Genomic DNA, 16850 nt, shown 5'->3' on the forward strand with positions numbered 1-16850 from the left:
TCTCCCTTCGGGAAGCATTCTCCTTCAAAAGTCCATGCTAATGACAGCATTAAAGTTATGTGCTTTAAAAAAGTTAGTTGATTTTTCTTGCAATTTTCAAAAGGGGGTGATAAGATTCTTCATAAGATCAAACAATTTCATAGGTTTAATCCTTCGGGGCAGGGTGAAATTCCCTACCGGCGGTGATGAACGCAGTTATTGAGCTTATCGAAGCAGAGTGCTGCGTCTTAGTCCGTGACCCGGATATGAATGTGACGTTACACATCGTATGCGGTGGACCTGGTGCAAATCCGGGACCGACAGTATAGTCTGGATGGGAGAAGGAGTGAGAGACACATAAGCAGCACATGTTATTGTGTCTTTGCGCACAGCGTGACATGCGTTATGTGCAGGTTTTCACATGCGATTCAAAGCTGTGACGGCGTTTTTTTGGTGTCGCCTGTTACGGATTTGGGTCGCTTGTTATACTCGAAATCTGCATTCATGACGGTTATTTATCGTGTCAATGATTAACTTCCATCAAGCCCTGTTAAGGATTCTTCGGAATCTTTGGCCGGGCTTTTTTGTATGAACGTTGGGAAAGGGGCATGTTTAGCATGGATATCGTCAACGATGAATTCTATATGTCACTTGCGCTGGATCTGGCTGAACGTGCGCAGGGCCAAACCGGGATCAACCCGGTAGTCGGCTGCGTCGTCGTTAAGGACGGCGCTCTCGCCGGGGTGGGCACGCATTTGGAACGCGGAACGCCGCATGCCGAGGTTCATGCCCTGAATATGGCCGGGCCGAAAGCGGCAGGCAGTACCGTGTACGTGACATTGGAGCCCTGCAGTCACTACGGCGCTACGCCGCCTTGCAGCGAGAGGCTTATCGCCGAGGGCGTTCGGCGGGTGGTTGTGGCCTGCGAGGACCCGAATCCCCTCGTGGCGGGCAGAGGGATTCAGATGCTGCGCGCAGCGGGAATCGAGGTTGAAACGGGTATCCTTAAAGATCGCGCTCTTCGCCTGAACGAAGCTTTTATTAAATTCATTACGACGGGCCGGCCCTTCGTGACGTTAAAGACGGCGAGCACGCTGGACGGCAAGATCGCATCGAAAACCGGGGACAGCAAGTGGATCTCCAATGAAAAATCCCGGGAGCTTGTGCATACGCTGCGCCATCGCCATCAAGGCATCATGGTCGGCGTGTCTACGGTTATCGCGGATAACCCGAGCCTGACGACCCGGCTTGGCGTTGAGGGGCTCCACCCGGTCAGGATCATCGTGGATTCGAGCCTGAGGATACCGCTCGACAGCCATGTCGTGTCAGACGGATTGGCGCCCACCTGGATCTTGACGACGGAGCAGGCGGATGTTACGAAGCGGTCCGAGTTGGAAGAGCTTGGTGCTCAGGTCATCCCCTGCGGACCTGGACCGCGGGTGGATCTAAAGGGAGCGCTGCTGCAACTGGGACAAAAGGGGGTCGCCTCGATATTGCTGGAAGGCGGCGGTACGCTTAATGGCTCGATGCTGGAGCAGAAGCTGGTGGACCGGCTCATCCAGTTTATCGCCCCCAAAATCATCGGCGGGTATGATGCGCCGGGAAATTACATGTTCAGCGGTTATGAACAGATGAACCAAGCGATTTCGCTGACAGGACTTGAGACCGAAAGACTGGGCGACAATATCTACGTCACCGGCATTCCGGTCTGGAAATAAGGAGCGAGAAAGGAGGGAAGCCTGTGTTTACTGGATTGGTCGAGGAGATCGGCGAGATGCGGCGTATCGGGCGCCAAGGGGAGGCCATGCTGCTGAGCATTTCCGCTAACCGGATTATGGACGATCTGAAGCTGGGCGACAGCGTATCCGTAAATGGCGTCTGCTTGACGGCTACAGCGATCGACAAGGGCGTATTTACGGTTGACGTTATGCCGGAAACCTATAGAAACACGAATCTCAAGGAGCTGCAGCCGGGCGGGAAGGTTAATTTGGAACGGGCGATGGCAGCCGGAGGGGAGATTCGGAGGCCATATCGTTCAGGGACACGTGGATGGCATCGGCGTCATTCGGAGCGTAAAGTCCGATCAGAACGCAGTGGTATACGAGATTTCGCCCGCGAATGGGGACGTATTCAAATATATCATTCCGAAAGGCTCGGTCACGCTGGATGGAATCAGCTTGACCGTTGTCAAAACGACGGATTCCTCCTTTACGGTGTCCATCATTCCCCATACGCTGGCGGAGACGGTGCTCGCTTATAAAAAAGCGGGCGACACGATTAATATCGAATGCGACATTTTGGGGAAATATGTAGATCACCTGCTGCATTACGGTTCGGAAGGCGCAGGAAGCAGAAGCGGCACGAAATCGGGGATCAGCAGGGATTACCTGGCAGAGCATGGCTTTGCCTAAGCCGTTTCTTGCATATAGAGATATCTCCATGAGAAGAAGGAGGAATAGGGATGGATGAGCGCTTTTCATTTCATACGATCGAAGAGGCGTTATCAGATTTGAAGGAAGGCAAGGTCGTCATCGTTGTTGACGACGAGGACCGCGAGAATGAAGGCGATTTTATCGCATTAGCGGATAAAGCTACCCCCGAGGTCATCAATTTCATGATCACCGAAGGCCGCGGGCTGGTCTGTTTGCCAATGACGCAGACTAGGGCTCAGGAACTCGATCTCAAACCGATGGTGACGCAAAACACGGACTATCATGGAACGGCCTTTACGGTCTCCATTGACCATAAGGACACCACGACGGGCATATCCGCCTATGAACGTTCCATAACCGTCAGCGGCATCTTGGATCCAAATGCATCGGCCGCCGATTTTCGAAGACCGGGCCATATGTTTCCGCTGATTGCCAAAGACGGCGGCGTTCTTCGCCGGGCAGGACATACGGAGGCTGCTGTCGATCTAGCCCGCCTGAGCGGCTCCTATCCGGCAGGCGTCATCTGCGAGGTGATCAAGGAAGACGGCACGATGGCAAGGCTTCCAGACCTGGTGGAGATCGCGAAAAAGCATGATCTGAAGCTGATCAGCATCAAGGATCTGATCCATTACCGCAACGAAAAAGAAAAGCTCGTACAGCGCGAGGTGGCCGTGCGGATGCCCACCGACTACGGCGTGTTTCAGGCCGTAGCCTATACCAATGACGTGGACAACAAAGAGCATGTCGCATTGGTAAAAGGGGAGATCGACCCGAGCGAGCCGGTTCTCGTCCGCGTGCATTCCGAGTGCCTGACAGGGGATGTGTTCCACTCCCATCGCTGCGACTGCGGTCCGCAATTCGAGGCGGCCCTCCGCCAGATCGATGAAGCAGGCAGAGGCGTGCTTCTCTATATGCGCCAGGAGGGACGGGGCATCGGCTTGATCAACAAGCTGAAAGCCTATAAGCTGCAGGAAGAAGGGCTCGACACCGTGGATGCGAACCTGAAGCTAGGCTTTGCGGCGGATCTGCGCGATTACGGCATCGGAGCCCAGATCCTGAAGGATTTGGGGGTAAGGAAGATCCGCCTGCTGACAAACAATCCGCGTAAAATCAAGGGTCTCGAAGGTTACGGCCTGGAGGTCGTGGAACGGGTCCCGATTCAAATGCCGGAGAACGAGGATAATACGGGCTACCTGCACACCAAGCAAGCGAAGCTCGGTCATATGCTGAAGTTCAATGATATCGAGCAGAACGAGAGTGCTAACTAATCACCAACCAATAAAAGGTCCATCATGGAGGAGGTTTGCCTCATGGAATGACCCAGCGAAGAGGGCGGAATGCTGCTGGAGAAGCGGCAGCGGTCGCCTTTAATTCCTGATTTCCACCTTGAATAAATAGTTCATGAAATCGGGAGTTAACAGCGATCGGAAGCAGCAGCCGTCAGCGCAGCGGGCAATAACATCGATGTCATCCCAAATCCATGTTTGACCTTATATAAACTCCAACCCGAAAGGAAGTCATCCAACATGGCAACAATATTTGAAGGTCATTTAGTATCCGAAGGTTTGAAATACGGCATCGTAGTAGGTCGTTTCAACGAATTCATCACCAGCAAGCTGCTTGGCGGCGCACTGGACGCCTTGAAGCGTCACGGCGCACAGGACAACGAAATCGACGTTGCTTGGGTGCCGGGGGCGTTTGAAATTCCGCTCATCGCCCAAAAGATGGCAGAAAGCGGCAAATACGATGCGATCATCACCCTGGGAACCGTCATTCGCGGCTCCACCACGCACTATGATTATGTGTGCAACGAAGTGGCCAAGGGGGTGTCCGCCATTAACCTGAAGACCGGCGTACCAACGATTTTCGGCGTCGTCACGACGGAGAACATTGAACAGGCCGTCGAACGCGCGGGAACGAAGGCAGGCAATAAAGGCTGGGATTCCGCCATGGCGGCCATTGAAATGGCGAACTTGACGAAAAGCCTAAAATAGTGCTTATTTAATGTAGTGCTCTTTTTATAGGGCACTGCATTTTATTTTTGGCGGGAGGATTCACCGTGACCGTATTATACAAGCTGGAAACGTTTGAAGGACCGCTCGATCTGCTGCTGCACTTGATTGATAAAGCGGAAATCGACATCCAGGATATTCCCGTCAGCGAGATTACCGAACAATACATGGCCTATTTGCACAACATGCAGGAGCTGGAGCTGGAAATTACGAGCGAATTTCTGGTGATGGCTGCAACGCTGCTGTCTATAAAGAGCAAGCTATTGCTTCCGAAGCCTCCGGTTATCGAAATGGACGAGTTCGATTTTTTTGAAGAGGATGACATGGATCCGAGAGCGGAACTCATCGCGAAGCTGATCGAATACCGCAAGTACAAAGGAATCGCCCGACATCTGCATGAGAAGGAATGGGAACGCAGCATGATTTACTCCAAGGAAGCGGAGGACCTGACTCCTTACATGCCGGAAGTGGAAGAGAACCCGGTGCAGGGATTACATATCTCGGATTTGATCGCAGCTTTTCAAAAAGCGTTAAGAAAAGCCGTCAAACGGACATCGTATGCCCGTATCCAGCGGGATGAAATATCGGTTAAGGACCGGATCCGGCAGGTGATGGACGCTCTGGAGCAGGTCGGGCCGGGAGGTCGGATTCTGTTCTCCAAGCTGCTGCACGAGGAGATGGAGCGCCATGAAATCGTGGTGACCTTTCTGGCTATCTTGGAGCTGATGAAGATGAAGCAAATCCTGTGCTACCAAGAGAAATTGTTTGAAGATATCGTCATGGAGTGGAGAGGGGAAGAACGCATTGATGGATTATCCGAAGCTGAAATCGATTATTGAGGGGCTTCTGTTCTTGGCGGGAGAAGAGGGCTTGTCGGTAAAGCAAATTGCTGAAATCACCGAGCAATCGGATGGCCTCGTTGGCGAAGCGCTGGAGGATATGAAGGAAGAATGGGAGCGATATGAACGGGGAATTCAGATCGTGCAGATTGCGGGTAGCTACAAAATTGCGACGCTGGCCGAGCACGCCCCGTATTTCGAACGTCTGGCGTATTCGCCTTCCCGCTCCTCATTGTCGCAAGCCGCGCTCGAGACGCTTTCCATCGTGGCCTATCGGCAGCCGATTACGCGGGTGGAGATTGAAGACATTCGCGGCGTCAAGTCCGAAAGAGCCATCCATACGCTGGTAAGCAAAGGGTTGATCGAAGAAGTCGGACGCGCGGAGGCGATTGGCAGACCGATTCTGTATGGAACGACCAAATCGTTTCTGGATTATTTCGGACTTGCGAACATCAAGGATTTGCCGGAGCCGTCGCAATTCGAGGATAACGATTCATTGGAAGAGGAAACCCAGCTGCTGTTCGACAAGCTTGACGGACAACAGCTTACGTTTGATGATGTGGAGGAAAGCTAGCCATCATATATTGTATAATGCTTCATTTGAGAAATGGGCCCTGAGCGTGGATAATCCGCGTCCGGGACCTTTTTTGTCGTTCCGGCATAGATGAAAGCAGAGGATCGGAGCAGTTTCGCATCATTTGGAGACCCTTTTGCCATACTAAGCCAAGCGGATTACATTTTACTAAGTTCGTTTTGGGGGTTACTTCGTGAGGATATGGATCTTTCTTGCGGTCGGTCTGGTCGTTCTCCTTATCGTATTGCTGATCGTTGTGCTAAGCTCGAAGGTCACGATAAAGCTGGATGTGGTTCTAAGAAAAAATGAATATAAAGTATTGGCGGAAATGAAAATGCTCTTTGGATGGATCACGCGCAAATACGAAGTTCCCTTTCATTTGGCCAACGGGGGCATTGAGTATAAAAAAGAGACCGTTCCCGTGGACGAGGGGACTGAGCTCGGTTCCAAAGAAGACAAAGAAACTTCAAGACGAACCATACGATACAGGGACTATGTGCGGGTTTTGCTGACTACGAAGGGATTTAAAAAGTGGGCAAGGCAAACGATGGCGGCCGTTCATCTCATGGATGTGAGCTGGTCAACCCGGATTGCCTTGGAGCATGCGGCCGATACCGCGGTTGCAACCGGATTGCTTCATGCTGTTAAGCATACCATTATGGGTTGGATGTCGTACCGGCTGATTATGGATGAGCTGCCGGAAATCCAGGTGGTACCGGTCTTTAACGGTCCGCCGCAAATTTCCACAGAGCTTTGCTGCATAGCGAAAATCTCCTGCGGAAAAGCTATGTATGCTGGACTGGTACTTATAGTTCGCGTGTTAAAGGTGAAAGGAGGAGTTAGATCATGGCAGAACACCCTATTCAAGGCTTGATGCAAACGGCTATGGAGAACATCAAGGGAATGGTGGACGTGAATACGATCGTAGGCGACCCCGTGAATACACCTGACGGCAGCGTCATTTTGCCAATCAGTAAGGTGGCGTTTGGTTTCGCAGCGGGCGGGAGCGACTACAACGTTGAAGCAGGCGGCACACACCATAATACCGCTAACGGGACGCATACCGACCATAATGCCCTTCCTTTTGGCGGCGGCAGCGGCGGCGGCGTGTCCATCCGGCCCATAGCTTTCCTGGTCGTGGGTAAAGAAGGCGTGCACATCGTTCCGCTGGACAACCAGACACATCTGTTTGAACGGATTATCGATGCGACCCCGTATTTACTTGATCAAATCCAGTCGATGTTTCAATCGGGAAGCAATGCCGCAGGCAGCACGACGCCTCCCCCGGCATACTGATTGAAGCGGGCAGATCCCTTTCGTTCATAACGGAAGGGATTTTTGCTGCAATGAAATGGACATACCTTCAGCGAGGACGACATATACTTGTACAAGATTTCTGAACACCGGAGGATAAAATGATGAAAATGAAATGGACGAACCGCAAGTCTATGTTATCCATGTTGATCGCCATATGCTGCTTGCTGGTTACGGCTGTCCCTGTACACGCAGATCACGAGCAAGGCCCGTCCAATCATGCACAGGCAGCTGCGCTGATTGACGTGACGTCCGGGAGAATGCTGTACAGCAAGAACGGGGACGAGCGTTTAAGAATCGCCAGCTTGACCAAGATTATGACCGCCATCGTGGCCATTGAACACGGCAAGCTGGATGATCGCGTCAAAGTCTCCAAGAATGCTTTTGCCAAAGAGGGCTCCTCGATCTTCCTGAGGCTTGGAGAGGAGATGACCCTTGAGAATCTGCTGTACGGCTTGATGCTGCGCTCCGGCAACGATGCCGCCACGGCCATTGCGGAGCATGTCGGCGGTACGGAAGAAGGCTTTGTGTTATTGATGAACGAGAAGGCCGCCTCGCTCGGCATGACGAATTCGCATTTTATGAATCCGCATGGACTGGATCACGACGAGCATTACTCGTCAGCGCATGACGTAGCCAAACTGACGGCATATGCCCTCAAGAATCCGGTCTTTAGCGAGATCGTCAAAACCCCTACCAAGAAAGCGCCCAACCCGAATGAAGCGTGGGACTACAAATGGGACAACAAAAACAAAATGCTGCGCTTCTACGAAGGGGCGGACGGCGTCAAAACGGGTTACACCAAAAAAGCATTCCGCTGCCTGGTGAGCTCCGCTACTCGTAACGGCCAGCAAATCGCAGCGGTAACGCTGAATGACGGCAACGATTGGAACGACCATTCCAACATGCTGGATTACGGCTTTGCTCATTTTCCACTGAAAAAGGTCACGGAAAAGGGACAGAAAATCCAGGGCTATCCGCTCGTCACGGGCAGTTCCTTCACTTATGCGTTCGCGCATGATGAGGAAGCGCGCCTGGTGAAGAGACTGGTCCTGCATAAAGCAAGCACGCCCGACTTGTCTTTTGGGCTGCGGGGGCATATTGAGCTGCTGCTCGATAATGTCAGCATCGGCAAGGTTCCGGTCTACGCGGAAGGAAGCAAACTTCCTGAAGTCCCTGAGGCCTTGCAAAAGTCCAGGAGCGCTCTGGGACCTGTCGGTTCCTTGTCGCTTTGGCAGTCTGCAGGAGAAGTGCTTCGGCATCTGTTCAGGGGCGCACATAACTAGCCTTCGCTAAAGAATCGTGTATTCTCTTAACAGCGGGGCAGCAAAACGGGGGCGAAGAGATGATCAATTTGATTTGGATGGGGATGCTTGTGATCGGGTTTGGTTTTGCGGCCGTCAACGGGAACATCGACAGCGTCACGAAAGCCGCATTCGACGGAGCCCAAACGGGCGTTACCGTCTCCTTCGGTCTTATCAGCATACTGGTATTCTGGCTTGGCATGATGCGGCTCGCAGAGGACGCGGGTCTGCTGAAAAAAGTGGCCAGGCTGCTGGGGCCGGTTGTCCGCTTCCTGTTCCCGGATGTACCGAAAAACCATCCCGCAATGGGATACATATTGTCCAATATGAGCGCGAATTTGTTCGGTCTGGGCAATGCGGCGACTCCGATGGGAATCAAAGCGATGCAGGAGCTTCAGAAATTGAATCCGGATAAGGAAACGGCGTCTGCCGCGATGTGCACGCTCCTGGCGTTAAACACGGCCAGCATTACGCTGATACCGACAACGCTAATCGCGATCCGGCTTAATTATGAATCTGCCAATCCTTCGGAAATCGTCGGAACCACGCTATTGGCCACTGCGATTGCGACGGCCGCAGCTATTATCGCCGACCGTTGGTATCGCAGACGAACGATGCGCCGCCAGAAGCCGCCCGGAATCGGTACAGGCCTGAACCCGGACGTGAAGGGGTGATGAGTCTTGCTGTCTTGGATTAATATCGTTTCCGCCTGGTCAATACCCATTATTATCGCATTTATTCCTCTTTATGCTTATACGCGCAAAGTGCCCGTATACGAATCGTTTGTGGACGGAGCCAAGGACGGCTTCTCCACGGCGATCGGAATCATTCCGCATTTGGTCGGCATGATGGTAGCCATAAGCGTATTCCGCTCTTCCGGCGCCCTGGAGTTTTTTGTCGGTTGGACGGGCCCTTTTTCTGCAATCGCTCGGCGTACCGAGCGAGATACTGCCTTTGGGAATATTACGGCCGCTGACAGGTACGGGCTCCCTCGCTTACACAACGGAGCTGATCCGCGCATACGGACCGGATTCGATGATCGGCCGAATCGCTTCGACCATACAGGGAAGCACGGACACAACCTTGTACGTGTTGACCGTCTATTTTGGCGCCGTGGGCATCCGCAATGGCCGCTATGCGTTGAAGGTCGGACTGTTCTCCGATTTGGTCGGGTTTATTGCGGCGATTGCCGTTTGCTTGCTGGTGTTCGGTTAATTGATTTCACGGACGACTGTCAGAAAGCCAAAAGCAAGGCATATAGTAAGAAGGTGCGTTTTTTCAATGTAACAGGACGTATGCCTATACCCTTGATTCCGCCATGTCATATACTGCTGCAATCACAATTTGTAGTAGGGGTGATGGAATGGAAATCGAGGGTTTTGTTATTCATCATACGGTGTGCGCGCAGGAACCGCGGAACTGGGATTTTAAGATCCATCCGGACGGCTCCGTGTCCGCTGCTTCCGTGCTGGTCCAACCGGGACAGATCCACATCTGTCTGGAAGGCGACTTCAATGCCAGCTACGAGTCGATGACGCTGGACCAGAAAACGCAGCTGTTTACCGCCAGCAAAATCATTTTGGAGCTGTCCAGACTCCATGATATTTCCCCCCTGTACCTATTTCCCCACTCCGACTCCTGCCCAGGGGCACATTTTCCATGGAACGCGCTTGTGATTTATCCTGTCGATGGTTATCATTAGGAATGAGGTGACCTAACGAACATGGAGAGATTACAGAAAATTATGGCACAGGCCGGAGTCGCTTCCCGCCGCAAGTGCGAGGAATTGATTCTTGAGGGCAAGGTGCAGGTAAACGGGGAGACCGTTACCGAGCTCGGCACGAAGGCCGATCCAGCCCAGGATATCATTACGGTTTCAGGCAAACCGATTAAGAATGAGAAAAAGGTATATGTCATGCTGAATAAGCCGAAGGGAGTCATTACAAGCGCTTCTGATCCCGAAGGCCGTAAAATTGTATCGGATTATCTCAAAGGCATTAAAGAGCGGGTATACCCGATTGGACGTTTGGACTACGATACGGAGGGGCTTTTGCTCCTGACCAACGACGGGGAGTTTGCCAATCTGCTCAGCCACCCCAAATACCATGTGCCCAAGACTTATTTGGCTACCGTGAAAGGGGTGCCCCACGGCACCGAGCTGGACAAGCTTCGACAAGGGATTATGCTGGAGGACGGAATGACGTCTCCTGCGGAAGTGGAATATAAGGACGTGGATCCGGACAATAAACAATCCGTTATTTCGATCACGATTCATGAAGGCCGCAACCGTCAAGTGAGAAGAATGTTCGAAGCGATTTCCCATCCGGTATTGAGATTGAAGCGGATATCTTACGGGGATCTGCTGCTGCAAAATTTAAAGCGGGGCTTGTACCGCCATTTGACGGCGGACGAAATCAACCAGCTCCTGCAAATGGCGAAAACCGCAAAGCCGGGCGGGAAACCGAAGAAAAAACGTTAAACCCGACACATAATATTCAAAATGGCGAGCGGCGTTTATGACAAATTTCGTTATAATTGTTCATAGGATGTTCACACCCGTAGTATGCGATATGATGAATGTCATAGAAAGGAAGCTGCTGCTTTATGGGCAAATCTAAGAAAAGCGTACAGATTGTTATTCTGCTTGCCATCATCCTGATCGGAGTGTACGCCGTTGCAACCGTTGTATTCGGCTCTGATGAGGTTCCCAAAGTAGGGCAAAAGGCAGCGGATTTCGAACTTCTAGGCATGGATGGCAACGTACATACCATGAGTGAATACGAAGGCAAGGCCAGGGTTATTAATTTCTGGGGCACCTACTGTCCGCCGTGCGTTCGGGAAATGCCGGCACTTCAAGCCCAGTGGGAAAAATGGAGCAGCCAGGGCGTTGAGATCATCGGAATCAATGTGGGCGAAAACAAAATGACCGTGGAGAATTTTGTTGCTCAAACCGGCGTGAAATTCCCCATCCTGATGGATCCCAAGCGGAATGCTGTTGCCAGCTTCGGAGTTGGGCCGATGCCAACCACCTTTTTTGTTACGGCCTCCGGCAAGATTGACCATATTCGCATAGGCGAACTGGATTTGAACACCCTTGACAAACAAATTGAACAGTTGGTGAATGCGAAATGAGTCAAGGTTCCAAGCCTTTGATCCAGAATACGAAGTGTGATTGTGGACACCAGAATCCAACGGGGACGGTCCTCTGCGAGGCTTGCGGCAAGCCGCTGACCGAGGAAGCGGAGGCCCAGCCGATTCTGGAAATGCGGTATGACGGCGTTGCCCGTCGATCGCAGAAAGAAAATCCCGGTATTATCGATCGGGTATGGAATTTCTTCTCTTCGGTAAAAGTAGCAATATATCTCATATTGCTAACCTTGATCGGCTCCTCGCTGGGGACCATCTTTCCGCAGGAGAGCACATTCCTTAACATTGACCCCTCTGTCTACTACAAAGAGGAGTACGGACAGCTGGGGCATATTTATTACTTGCTCGGGCTGTCACATACATATACGTCTTGGTGGTTCGTTCTGCTGCTCGTCATGATCGGCGCATCGCTTGTCATTTGCAGTCTTGACCGTGTCCTGCCGCTCTACAAAGCGCTCAGCAGACAACGGATACCGAAGCATATGTCCTTCCTTACCCGGCAGAAGGTGGTATACCAAGGACAAGTCCAAGTGGACGGGGCCGACTGGGTTGAACGGATTAAACCGGTCATTAAGAAAAAGGGCTATCGCGTTCGAACGGACGGCGGAACGCTTCTGGCTGAGAAGCAACGGTTCAGCCGCTGGGGCCCCTATGTTCTTCACATCGGCCTGATTATCTTCCTTCTTGCTGTTTTGGGACGGAACCTGCCGGGACTGCATATGGACGAGCATATGGCCTTTCCTCAGGATGAGCCGGTGCACATCAAGAACACCAGCTACTATTTATTGAACGACGGCTTTAAGGTTGAATTCTATACCGAAGACGATATGCCTGAAGAATTCAAAGGCAAGAACAAGGTGCTGCCGAAGGAATTCCAAACCCAGGCCATCCTGTATATGTGCGAGGCCAATTGCGACGATCTCGATAAAGAGCCTCAGCTCGTGGAATTGACGCGCCATAACATCGAGGTGAACCATCCGCTCAATTACAAAGGGTTAAAGGCTTATCAATTCGATTATGATCTGACCCCGATTCTCCGTACGGTTTCGCCGGTGCTGATTGACAGCAAGAGCGGTAAGGAATACGGCAAAATCACGCTGTCCATCAACGATCCCCAAAGAGAGTATAAGGCAGGGGAATATACGTTAACGCTTACACAGTCCTTCACCGATTTTGGGCTGGGCGATAACGGCAAGCCGGTCAACCTGTCACCTAACCCGAATGCGCCTGCATTCTTATTTCTGATTAAGGGACCTGATCTGCCGAAGGAAGGCGTTCAGTACTTCTACTTCCCTAAACAGATCGATAAGGAACGCTTCAATCAGGAAGCGATCAATGCGCAGCTGGCGGGTGGCGAGGCACTCGTAAAACTGGATGTGCTCAGCATGGACGATGTGGACTTTTCGGAATCGACGACTTATCTGAATATTCGTGTGGATAAAGCCATGCCGTTCATTTGGGTTGGTTGTTTCATTGGTATGATCGGCCTGGTCATGGGCTTTTATTTCACCCATCGCCGGATCTGGCTGCGTATTGATAACGGAACGCTGACGCTGGGCGCGCATACGAACAAGAACTGGTTTGGACTTCGCAAGGAGATCTCCGGAATCCTCAAGCAAATGAATATCGAAGTCGATGAAAAGTCATTGGAGAATAACAGGGGGACTAAGCATGAATCTAATTGATTTCAGCGGCGACGCATTTATCGTTGCCTTTACCTTATACTGCGTGGCATTTATCATGTACGCACTTGCCGTCATGGGACGCCGGTTCCGCAAACGCGACCCGGAAGCCCATTTGGCGAAGTGGGGCAAGATCGCATTTGTTACGACAACGATCGGTTTGATCGGACACTTGCTGTACTTCTTTACTAGATGGGCGGGCTCGGGGCATGTGCCGGTCAGCAATATGTATGAGTTCATGTCCTTCTTGTCGATGGCAATCATGATTGCCTTCCTCGTACTTTATTTTATCTACAAAAAATCGCTTCTCGGATTGTTTGCACTGCCGCTGGCAATCCTGATCATGGCCTATGCCGCCGTGTTCCCGCAGCAGGTGCAGCCGCTCATTCCTTCGCTTCAGTCCTATTGGCTGGGTATCCACGTTACATTGGCGGCACTGGGGGATGCGTTTTTTGCGGTCGGCTTTATTGCCGGCTTGATGCATCTGCTCCGGACCGTTGACTTTGGCGGAACGGACAAGGGCTCGCGCAGGGAACAGCGCTGGCTTGAGCTCGTCATGTTTGCCATCGTGGTGCTGCTCGGATTTATTTTGTCGGTGTACAGCTTCCGTGCAGGCGGTTACCAGGCGGAGTTTAACCAGACATTGGTTGACCCGAAGACAGAAAATAGTACAATAGTAAAAGTGGAATATAACATGCCTCCGCTAATCGCGCCTTACCAGAGCGAGACCGAGAGCATGCAGTCCTTCTTGGGCATGAAATCCCCGCTCATGGAAGCTCCGTCCTGGATGCACGGCGTGAATGCAGGACGTAAGCTGAACACGGTGGTATGGTCGCTGGTCACCGGATTGATCCTTTACGGATTGCTCCGCCTGATCCTGCGCAAACCGCTGGCTAAGTTCATTCAGCCCGCACTCCATCGACTGGATCCGGATGATCTGGACGAAATCAGTTATCGAGCCATCGCGATCGGCTTCCCTGTATTTACGCTTGGCGGTCTCATCTTCGCCATGATCTGGGCAGAGATCGCATGGGGCCGGTTCTGGGGCTGGGATCCGAAGGAAGTATGGGCGCTTATTACTTGGTTGTTCTACAGCGTGTACCTTCATCTCCGGCTATCGCGCGGCTGGCAGGGCAAATATTCGTCCTGGCTGTCCGTTATCGGCTTTATCGTGGTCATGTTCACGCTGGTCGGCGTCAACTTGATTATCGCGGGTCTGCATTCCTATGCAGGCACCGACTAATGGCAATTGAATAGATGTGAATTAACAATCAGAAGGGCCCTTTCTTAATCAAGAGGGCCACTTCTGATTTTCCCTATAAAAACGAAGGAGTTGGCTGCCAATGTCTGAGCACGGAAATCGCATTCTTGTTGTTGATGATGAGGAACGGATTCGCCGTTTGTTGAAAATGTATCTGGAGAAGGAAGGATATGAAATCGAGGAGGCGGAGGATGGGGAGACCGCTCTTCGCAAAGCAAGCTCGGAGGATTACGGGCTCGTTATTCTGGATGTCATGCTGCCCGGCATGGACGGCGTTGAAGTATGCACCCGCCTTCGTCAGGTAAAGTCTACGCCGATCCTGATGCTGACCGCCAAAGGCGAGGAGATTAACCGGGTCCAGGGATTCGAGGTGGGCGCCGACGATTATGTGGTGAAACCGTTCAGTCCTCGCGAGGTGATCTATCGCGTTAAAGCCATATTGCGCCGTTCGTCCGCCACGGCTTATCTGAGCAAGGAGCCGAATCCAAGCAACAGCATCGTATTCCCTCATTTGATCATTGAACACGATGCCCACCGCGTGACGGCCGGCGGGCATGAGATCAGCCTGACGCCGAAGGAGTACGAACTTCTGCACTATTTGGCCTCGTCCCCGGACAAAGTGTTCTCGCGGGAAGAGCTGCTGAAGGATGTTTGGAATTACGAGTTTTTTGGCGATCTTCGCACGGTCGATACCCATGTGAAGCGTCTGCGCGAAAAATTGAATAAGGTATCCACGGAGTCCGCAGCGATGATTACGACCGTATGGGGAGTAGGCTACAAGCTGGAGGTACCGAAGTAACGTGAGTTTTTGGAGATCACTTGTCGGCAAGCTGTGGATTACGATAACCTGTTTGGTCGCGTGCGTACTGCTGACGCTCGGTTTATTCTTGCTCCCTTATATCGATACGACCTTCGCGAATTCGGATGCCATCAAGCGTTTATTTACTTATGTGGCCATTATCGGCTTTTCGATGACCACCTTTTTCGGGTTGTTCCTGCTGACGAAAATTACGCAGCCCATGCAGCAGCTCATTGAGGCAGCCAACGATATCCGTAAAGGGAAATACGGCACGCGGTTGAACCTTGTGACGAGTGATGAGATCGGCGAGCTGGCCAATACGTTTAACCATATGGCAGCGGAGCTGGAGACGAACATCCGCAATTTGAACCACGAGAAGGAGCACCTGTCCAGCGTGCTGAGAAGCATGAGCGACGCCGTGATTACGTTTGACAATCACGGGCAGGTCATCCTGGTGAACCCGCCGGGATTGGAAATCATGAAGACCTGGAAAGGGCTGCAAGTGGGACGATGAGCTTCAGGGCGGAGGCTGGGCGGCCGATGTCATGCCAAAACCGCTCAGCGAGTTATATTACGCCACCGTCAACGAAGGCAAGGACCAAAGCGCCGATCTGCATGTGAAGCAGGGAATCTGGTCAGCCCATATGGCCCCCTTGTATTCGGATGACGTGATCCGCGGAGCCGTCGTGGTGTTAAGGGACATAACCGAACAGGTTACATTAGAAAAAATGCGGACGGACTTCATTGCCAATGTGTCGCACGAAATACGGACGCCGCTGTCCATGATGCAGGGTTACAGCGAAGCGCTCCTGGACGGCATGGCAGCTTCACCCGAAGAGAGCAGGGAGCTTATACAGGTCATTCATGAGGAATCCCTGCGGATGGGGCGTCTGGTGAAGGATCTGCTTGATTTGACGCGCATGGAGGCAGGGCATGCCGAGTTATCCCTGCGGGAGATGGATGCAGGCGAATTGTGCGAGCGGGTATTCCGTAAATTTGCGGTTCGTGCCAAAGAGCGGGATATCGATCTTCAGCTGAACAAGCTCCATTCGAATCTTCGGCTCGAAGCGGCGGATGAAGACAAGCTTGAACAGGTGCTGACCAATTTGCTGGATAACGCTTTCCGTCATACGCCTTCAGGCAAGAAAATTCAAATTACGGCAGACCGGATCGCCTTATCGAACACGGAGGCGCTCCAGGTGAAGGTTTGCGACCAGGGAGTCGGCATTCCGCCGGAAGACCTGCCTTTTGTATTCGAACGATTCTACAAGGCCGATAAGGCGCGTGTGCGGGGGAGACGGTGGGAACCGGCATTGGCCTTGCCATCGTGAAAAATATCGTGACCGCGCACCACGGAACGATCAACGCGACAAGCGAAGTGGGGAAAGGCACCGTGTTTACGATGACGATCCCGACAAAAGCGGCAGAATCCTAGGGAATGCCCGCGCAAAAGACAAAACACGCTCGCAAGGAGCGTGTTTTTTTGTTGAAATAAAGGGGTTAATCT

The 16850-nt window shown here is 52.2% G+C and carries 15 protein-coding genes, 3 pseudogenes and 1 riboswitch; all 18 genes and pseudogenes read left to right on the top strand.

What is annotated here, in order from left to right:
- Positions 1 to 145: 145 nt before the first annotated feature.
- Positions 146 to 329, top strand: a riboswitch (FMN riboswitch).
- A gap of 267 nt (positions 330 to 596) precedes the next feature.
- The 18 genes and pseudogenes from ribD (at position 597) to P0X86_RS11870 (ending at position 16778) form a co-directional block, all read left to right on the top strand.
- Positions 597 to 1697, top strand: a complete 1101-nt coding sequence (gene ribD, locus P0X86_RS11785; protein ID WP_096773257.1) for a bifunctional diaminohydroxyphosphoribosylaminopyrimidine deaminase/5-amino-6-(5-phosphoribosylamino)uracil reductase RibD — start codon at positions 597 to 599, stop codon at positions 1695 to 1697.
- Between the two features lie 23 nt (positions 1698 to 1720).
- Positions 1721 to 2390 (top strand): annotated as a pseudogene (gene ribE / locus P0X86_RS11790) (riboflavin synthase).
- A 50-nt stretch (positions 2391 to 2440) separates the two neighbouring features.
- Positions 2441 to 3679 carry a bifunctional 3,4-dihydroxy-2-butanone-4-phosphate synthase/GTP cyclohydrolase II gene (locus tag P0X86_RS11795; RefSeq protein WP_213577744.1) on the top strand — a complete coding sequence of 413 codons (1239 nt, stop codon included), beginning with the start codon at positions 2441 to 2443 and terminating at the stop codon, positions 3677 to 3679.
- A 258-nt stretch (positions 3680 to 3937) separates the two neighbouring features.
- Positions 3938 to 4405: a 6,7-dimethyl-8-ribityllumazine synthase gene (gene ribH, locus P0X86_RS11800; RefSeq protein WP_009595158.1), complete on the top strand. Its 468-nt coding sequence runs from the start codon at positions 3938 to 3940 to the stop codon at positions 4403 to 4405.
- A gap of 65 nt (positions 4406 to 4470) precedes the next feature.
- The gene (locus P0X86_RS11805; RefSeq protein ID WP_096773259.1) at positions 4471 to 5262 is read left to right on the top strand and encodes a segregation and condensation protein A; all 792 of its coding nucleotides are present in this window, start codon (positions 4471 to 4473) and stop codon (positions 5260 to 5262) included.
- Positions 5231 to 5836, top strand: a complete 606-nt coding sequence (scpB, locus tag P0X86_RS11810) for an SMC-Scp complex subunit ScpB (RefSeq protein WP_015734495.1) — start codon at positions 5231 to 5233, stop codon at positions 5834 to 5836. Before P0X86_RS11805 ends, scpB begins: the two co-directional genes overlap by 32 nt.
- A gap of 193 nt (positions 5837 to 6029) precedes the next feature.
- Positions 6030 to 6710 carry a DUF2953 domain-containing protein gene (locus P0X86_RS11815; RefSeq protein WP_277748556.1) on the top strand — a complete coding sequence of 227 codons (681 nt, stop codon included), beginning with the start codon at positions 6030 to 6032 and terminating at the stop codon, positions 6708 to 6710.
- On the top strand, positions 6683 to 7132 hold the full coding sequence (gene ytfJ / locus P0X86_RS11820; RefSeq protein ID WP_009595256.1) for a GerW family sporulation protein: 450 nt from the start codon (positions 6683 to 6685) through the stop codon (positions 7130 to 7132). The genes P0X86_RS11815 and ytfJ overlap by 28 nt, the downstream gene beginning before the upstream one ends.
- A gap of 119 nt (positions 7133 to 7251) precedes the next feature.
- Positions 7252 to 8436 (top strand): D-alanyl-D-alanine carboxypeptidase family protein, encoded by a 1185-nt coding sequence (locus tag P0X86_RS11825; protein WP_096773261.1) that lies wholly within the window; start codon positions 7252 to 7254, stop codon positions 8434 to 8436.
- A gap of 59 nt (positions 8437 to 8495) precedes the next feature.
- Complete coding sequence (locus tag P0X86_RS11830; protein WP_096773262.1) at positions 8496 to 9128, top strand: nucleoside recognition domain-containing protein; 633 nt, start codon at positions 8496 to 8498, stop codon at positions 9126 to 9128.
- A gap of 6 nt (positions 9129 to 9134) precedes the next feature.
- Positions 9135 to 9669: pseudogene (locus tag P0X86_RS11835) on the top strand (spore maturation protein).
- A 148-nt stretch (positions 9670 to 9817) separates the two neighbouring features.
- Positions 9818 to 10156: an N-acetylmuramoyl-L-alanine amidase gene (locus P0X86_RS11840; protein WP_192572480.1), complete on the top strand. Its 339-nt coding sequence runs from the start codon at positions 9818 to 9820 to the stop codon at positions 10154 to 10156.
- 21 nt (positions 10157 to 10177) lie between these two features.
- Entirely contained in the window at positions 10178 to 10933 is a 756-nt protein-coding gene (locus P0X86_RS11845) for a pseudouridine synthase (protein WP_277748557.1), read from the top strand.
- 125 nt (positions 10934 to 11058) lie between these two features.
- Positions 11059 to 11586 (top strand): redoxin domain-containing protein, encoded by a 528-nt coding sequence (locus tag P0X86_RS11850; RefSeq protein ID WP_009595122.1) that lies wholly within the window; start codon positions 11059 to 11061, stop codon positions 11584 to 11586.
- Positions 11583 to 13286 carry a cytochrome c biogenesis protein ResB gene (gene resB / locus P0X86_RS11855; protein ID WP_192572479.1) on the top strand — a complete coding sequence of 568 codons (1704 nt, stop codon included), beginning with the start codon at positions 11583 to 11585 and terminating at the stop codon, positions 13284 to 13286. The genes P0X86_RS11850 and resB overlap by 4 nt, the downstream gene beginning before the upstream one ends.
- Entirely contained in the window at positions 13273 to 14526 is a 1254-nt protein-coding gene (gene ccsB, locus P0X86_RS11860) for a c-type cytochrome biogenesis protein CcsB (protein WP_213577752.1), read from the top strand. The genes resB and ccsB overlap by 14 nt, the downstream gene beginning before the upstream one ends.
- Before the next feature lie 100 nt (positions 14527 to 14626).
- Complete coding sequence (locus tag P0X86_RS11865) at positions 14627 to 15343, top strand: response regulator transcription factor (RefSeq protein ID WP_036665717.1); 717 nt, start codon at positions 14627 to 14629, stop codon at positions 15341 to 15343.
- 1 nt (position 15344) lies between these two features.
- Positions 15345 to 16778, top strand: a pseudogene (locus tag P0X86_RS11870) (ATP-binding protein).
- Positions 16779 to 16850 lie beyond the last annotated feature (72 nt).

Origin of the sequence: Paenibacillus sp. BR1-192 (assembly GCF_029542445.1) — a bacterium.
Lineage (GTDB): Bacteria > Bacillota > Bacilli > Paenibacillales > Paenibacillaceae > Paenibacillus_AQ > Paenibacillus_AQ lautus_A.

Coding starts and splice junctions, on each gene's coding strand:
- P0X86_RS11845 (WP_277748557.1), top strand. CDS start 10,178: ATGGAGAGATTACAGAAAATTATGGCACAGGCCGGAGTCGCTTCCCGC.
- resB (WP_192572479.1), top strand. CDS start 11,583: ATGAGTCAAGGTTCCAAGCCTTTGATCCAGAATACGAAGTGTGATTGT.
- P0X86_RS11850 (WP_009595122.1), top strand. CDS start 11,059: ATGGGCAAATCTAAGAAAAGCGTACAGATTGTTATTCTGCTTGCCATC.
- ribH (WP_009595158.1), top strand. CDS start 3,938: ATGGCAACAATATTTGAAGGTCATTTAGTATCCGAAGGTTTGAAATAC.
- ccsB (WP_213577752.1), top strand. CDS start 13,273: ATGAATCTAATTGATTTCAGCGGCGACGCATTTATCGTTGCCTTTACC.
- ytfJ (WP_009595256.1), top strand. CDS start 6,683: ATGGCAGAACACCCTATTCAAGGCTTGATGCAAACGGCTATGGAGAAC.
- ribD (WP_096773257.1), top strand. CDS start 597: ATGGATATCGTCAACGATGAATTCTATATGTCACTTGCGCTGGATCTG.
- P0X86_RS11825 (WP_096773261.1), top strand. CDS start 7,252: ATGATGAAAATGAAATGGACGAACCGCAAGTCTATGTTATCCATGTTG.
- scpB (WP_015734495.1), top strand. CDS start 5,231: ATGGATTATCCGAAGCTGAAATCGATTATTGAGGGGCTTCTGTTCTTG.
- P0X86_RS11830 (WP_096773262.1), top strand. CDS start 8,496: ATGATCAATTTGATTTGGATGGGGATGCTTGTGATCGGGTTTGGTTTT.
- P0X86_RS11865 (WP_036665717.1), top strand. CDS start 14,627: ATGTCTGAGCACGGAAATCGCATTCTTGTTGTTGATGATGAGGAACGG.
- P0X86_RS11840 (WP_192572480.1), top strand. CDS start 9,818: ATGGAAATCGAGGGTTTTGTTATTCATCATACGGTGTGCGCGCAGGAA.
- P0X86_RS11795 (WP_213577744.1), top strand. CDS start 2,441: ATGGATGAGCGCTTTTCATTTCATACGATCGAAGAGGCGTTATCAGAT.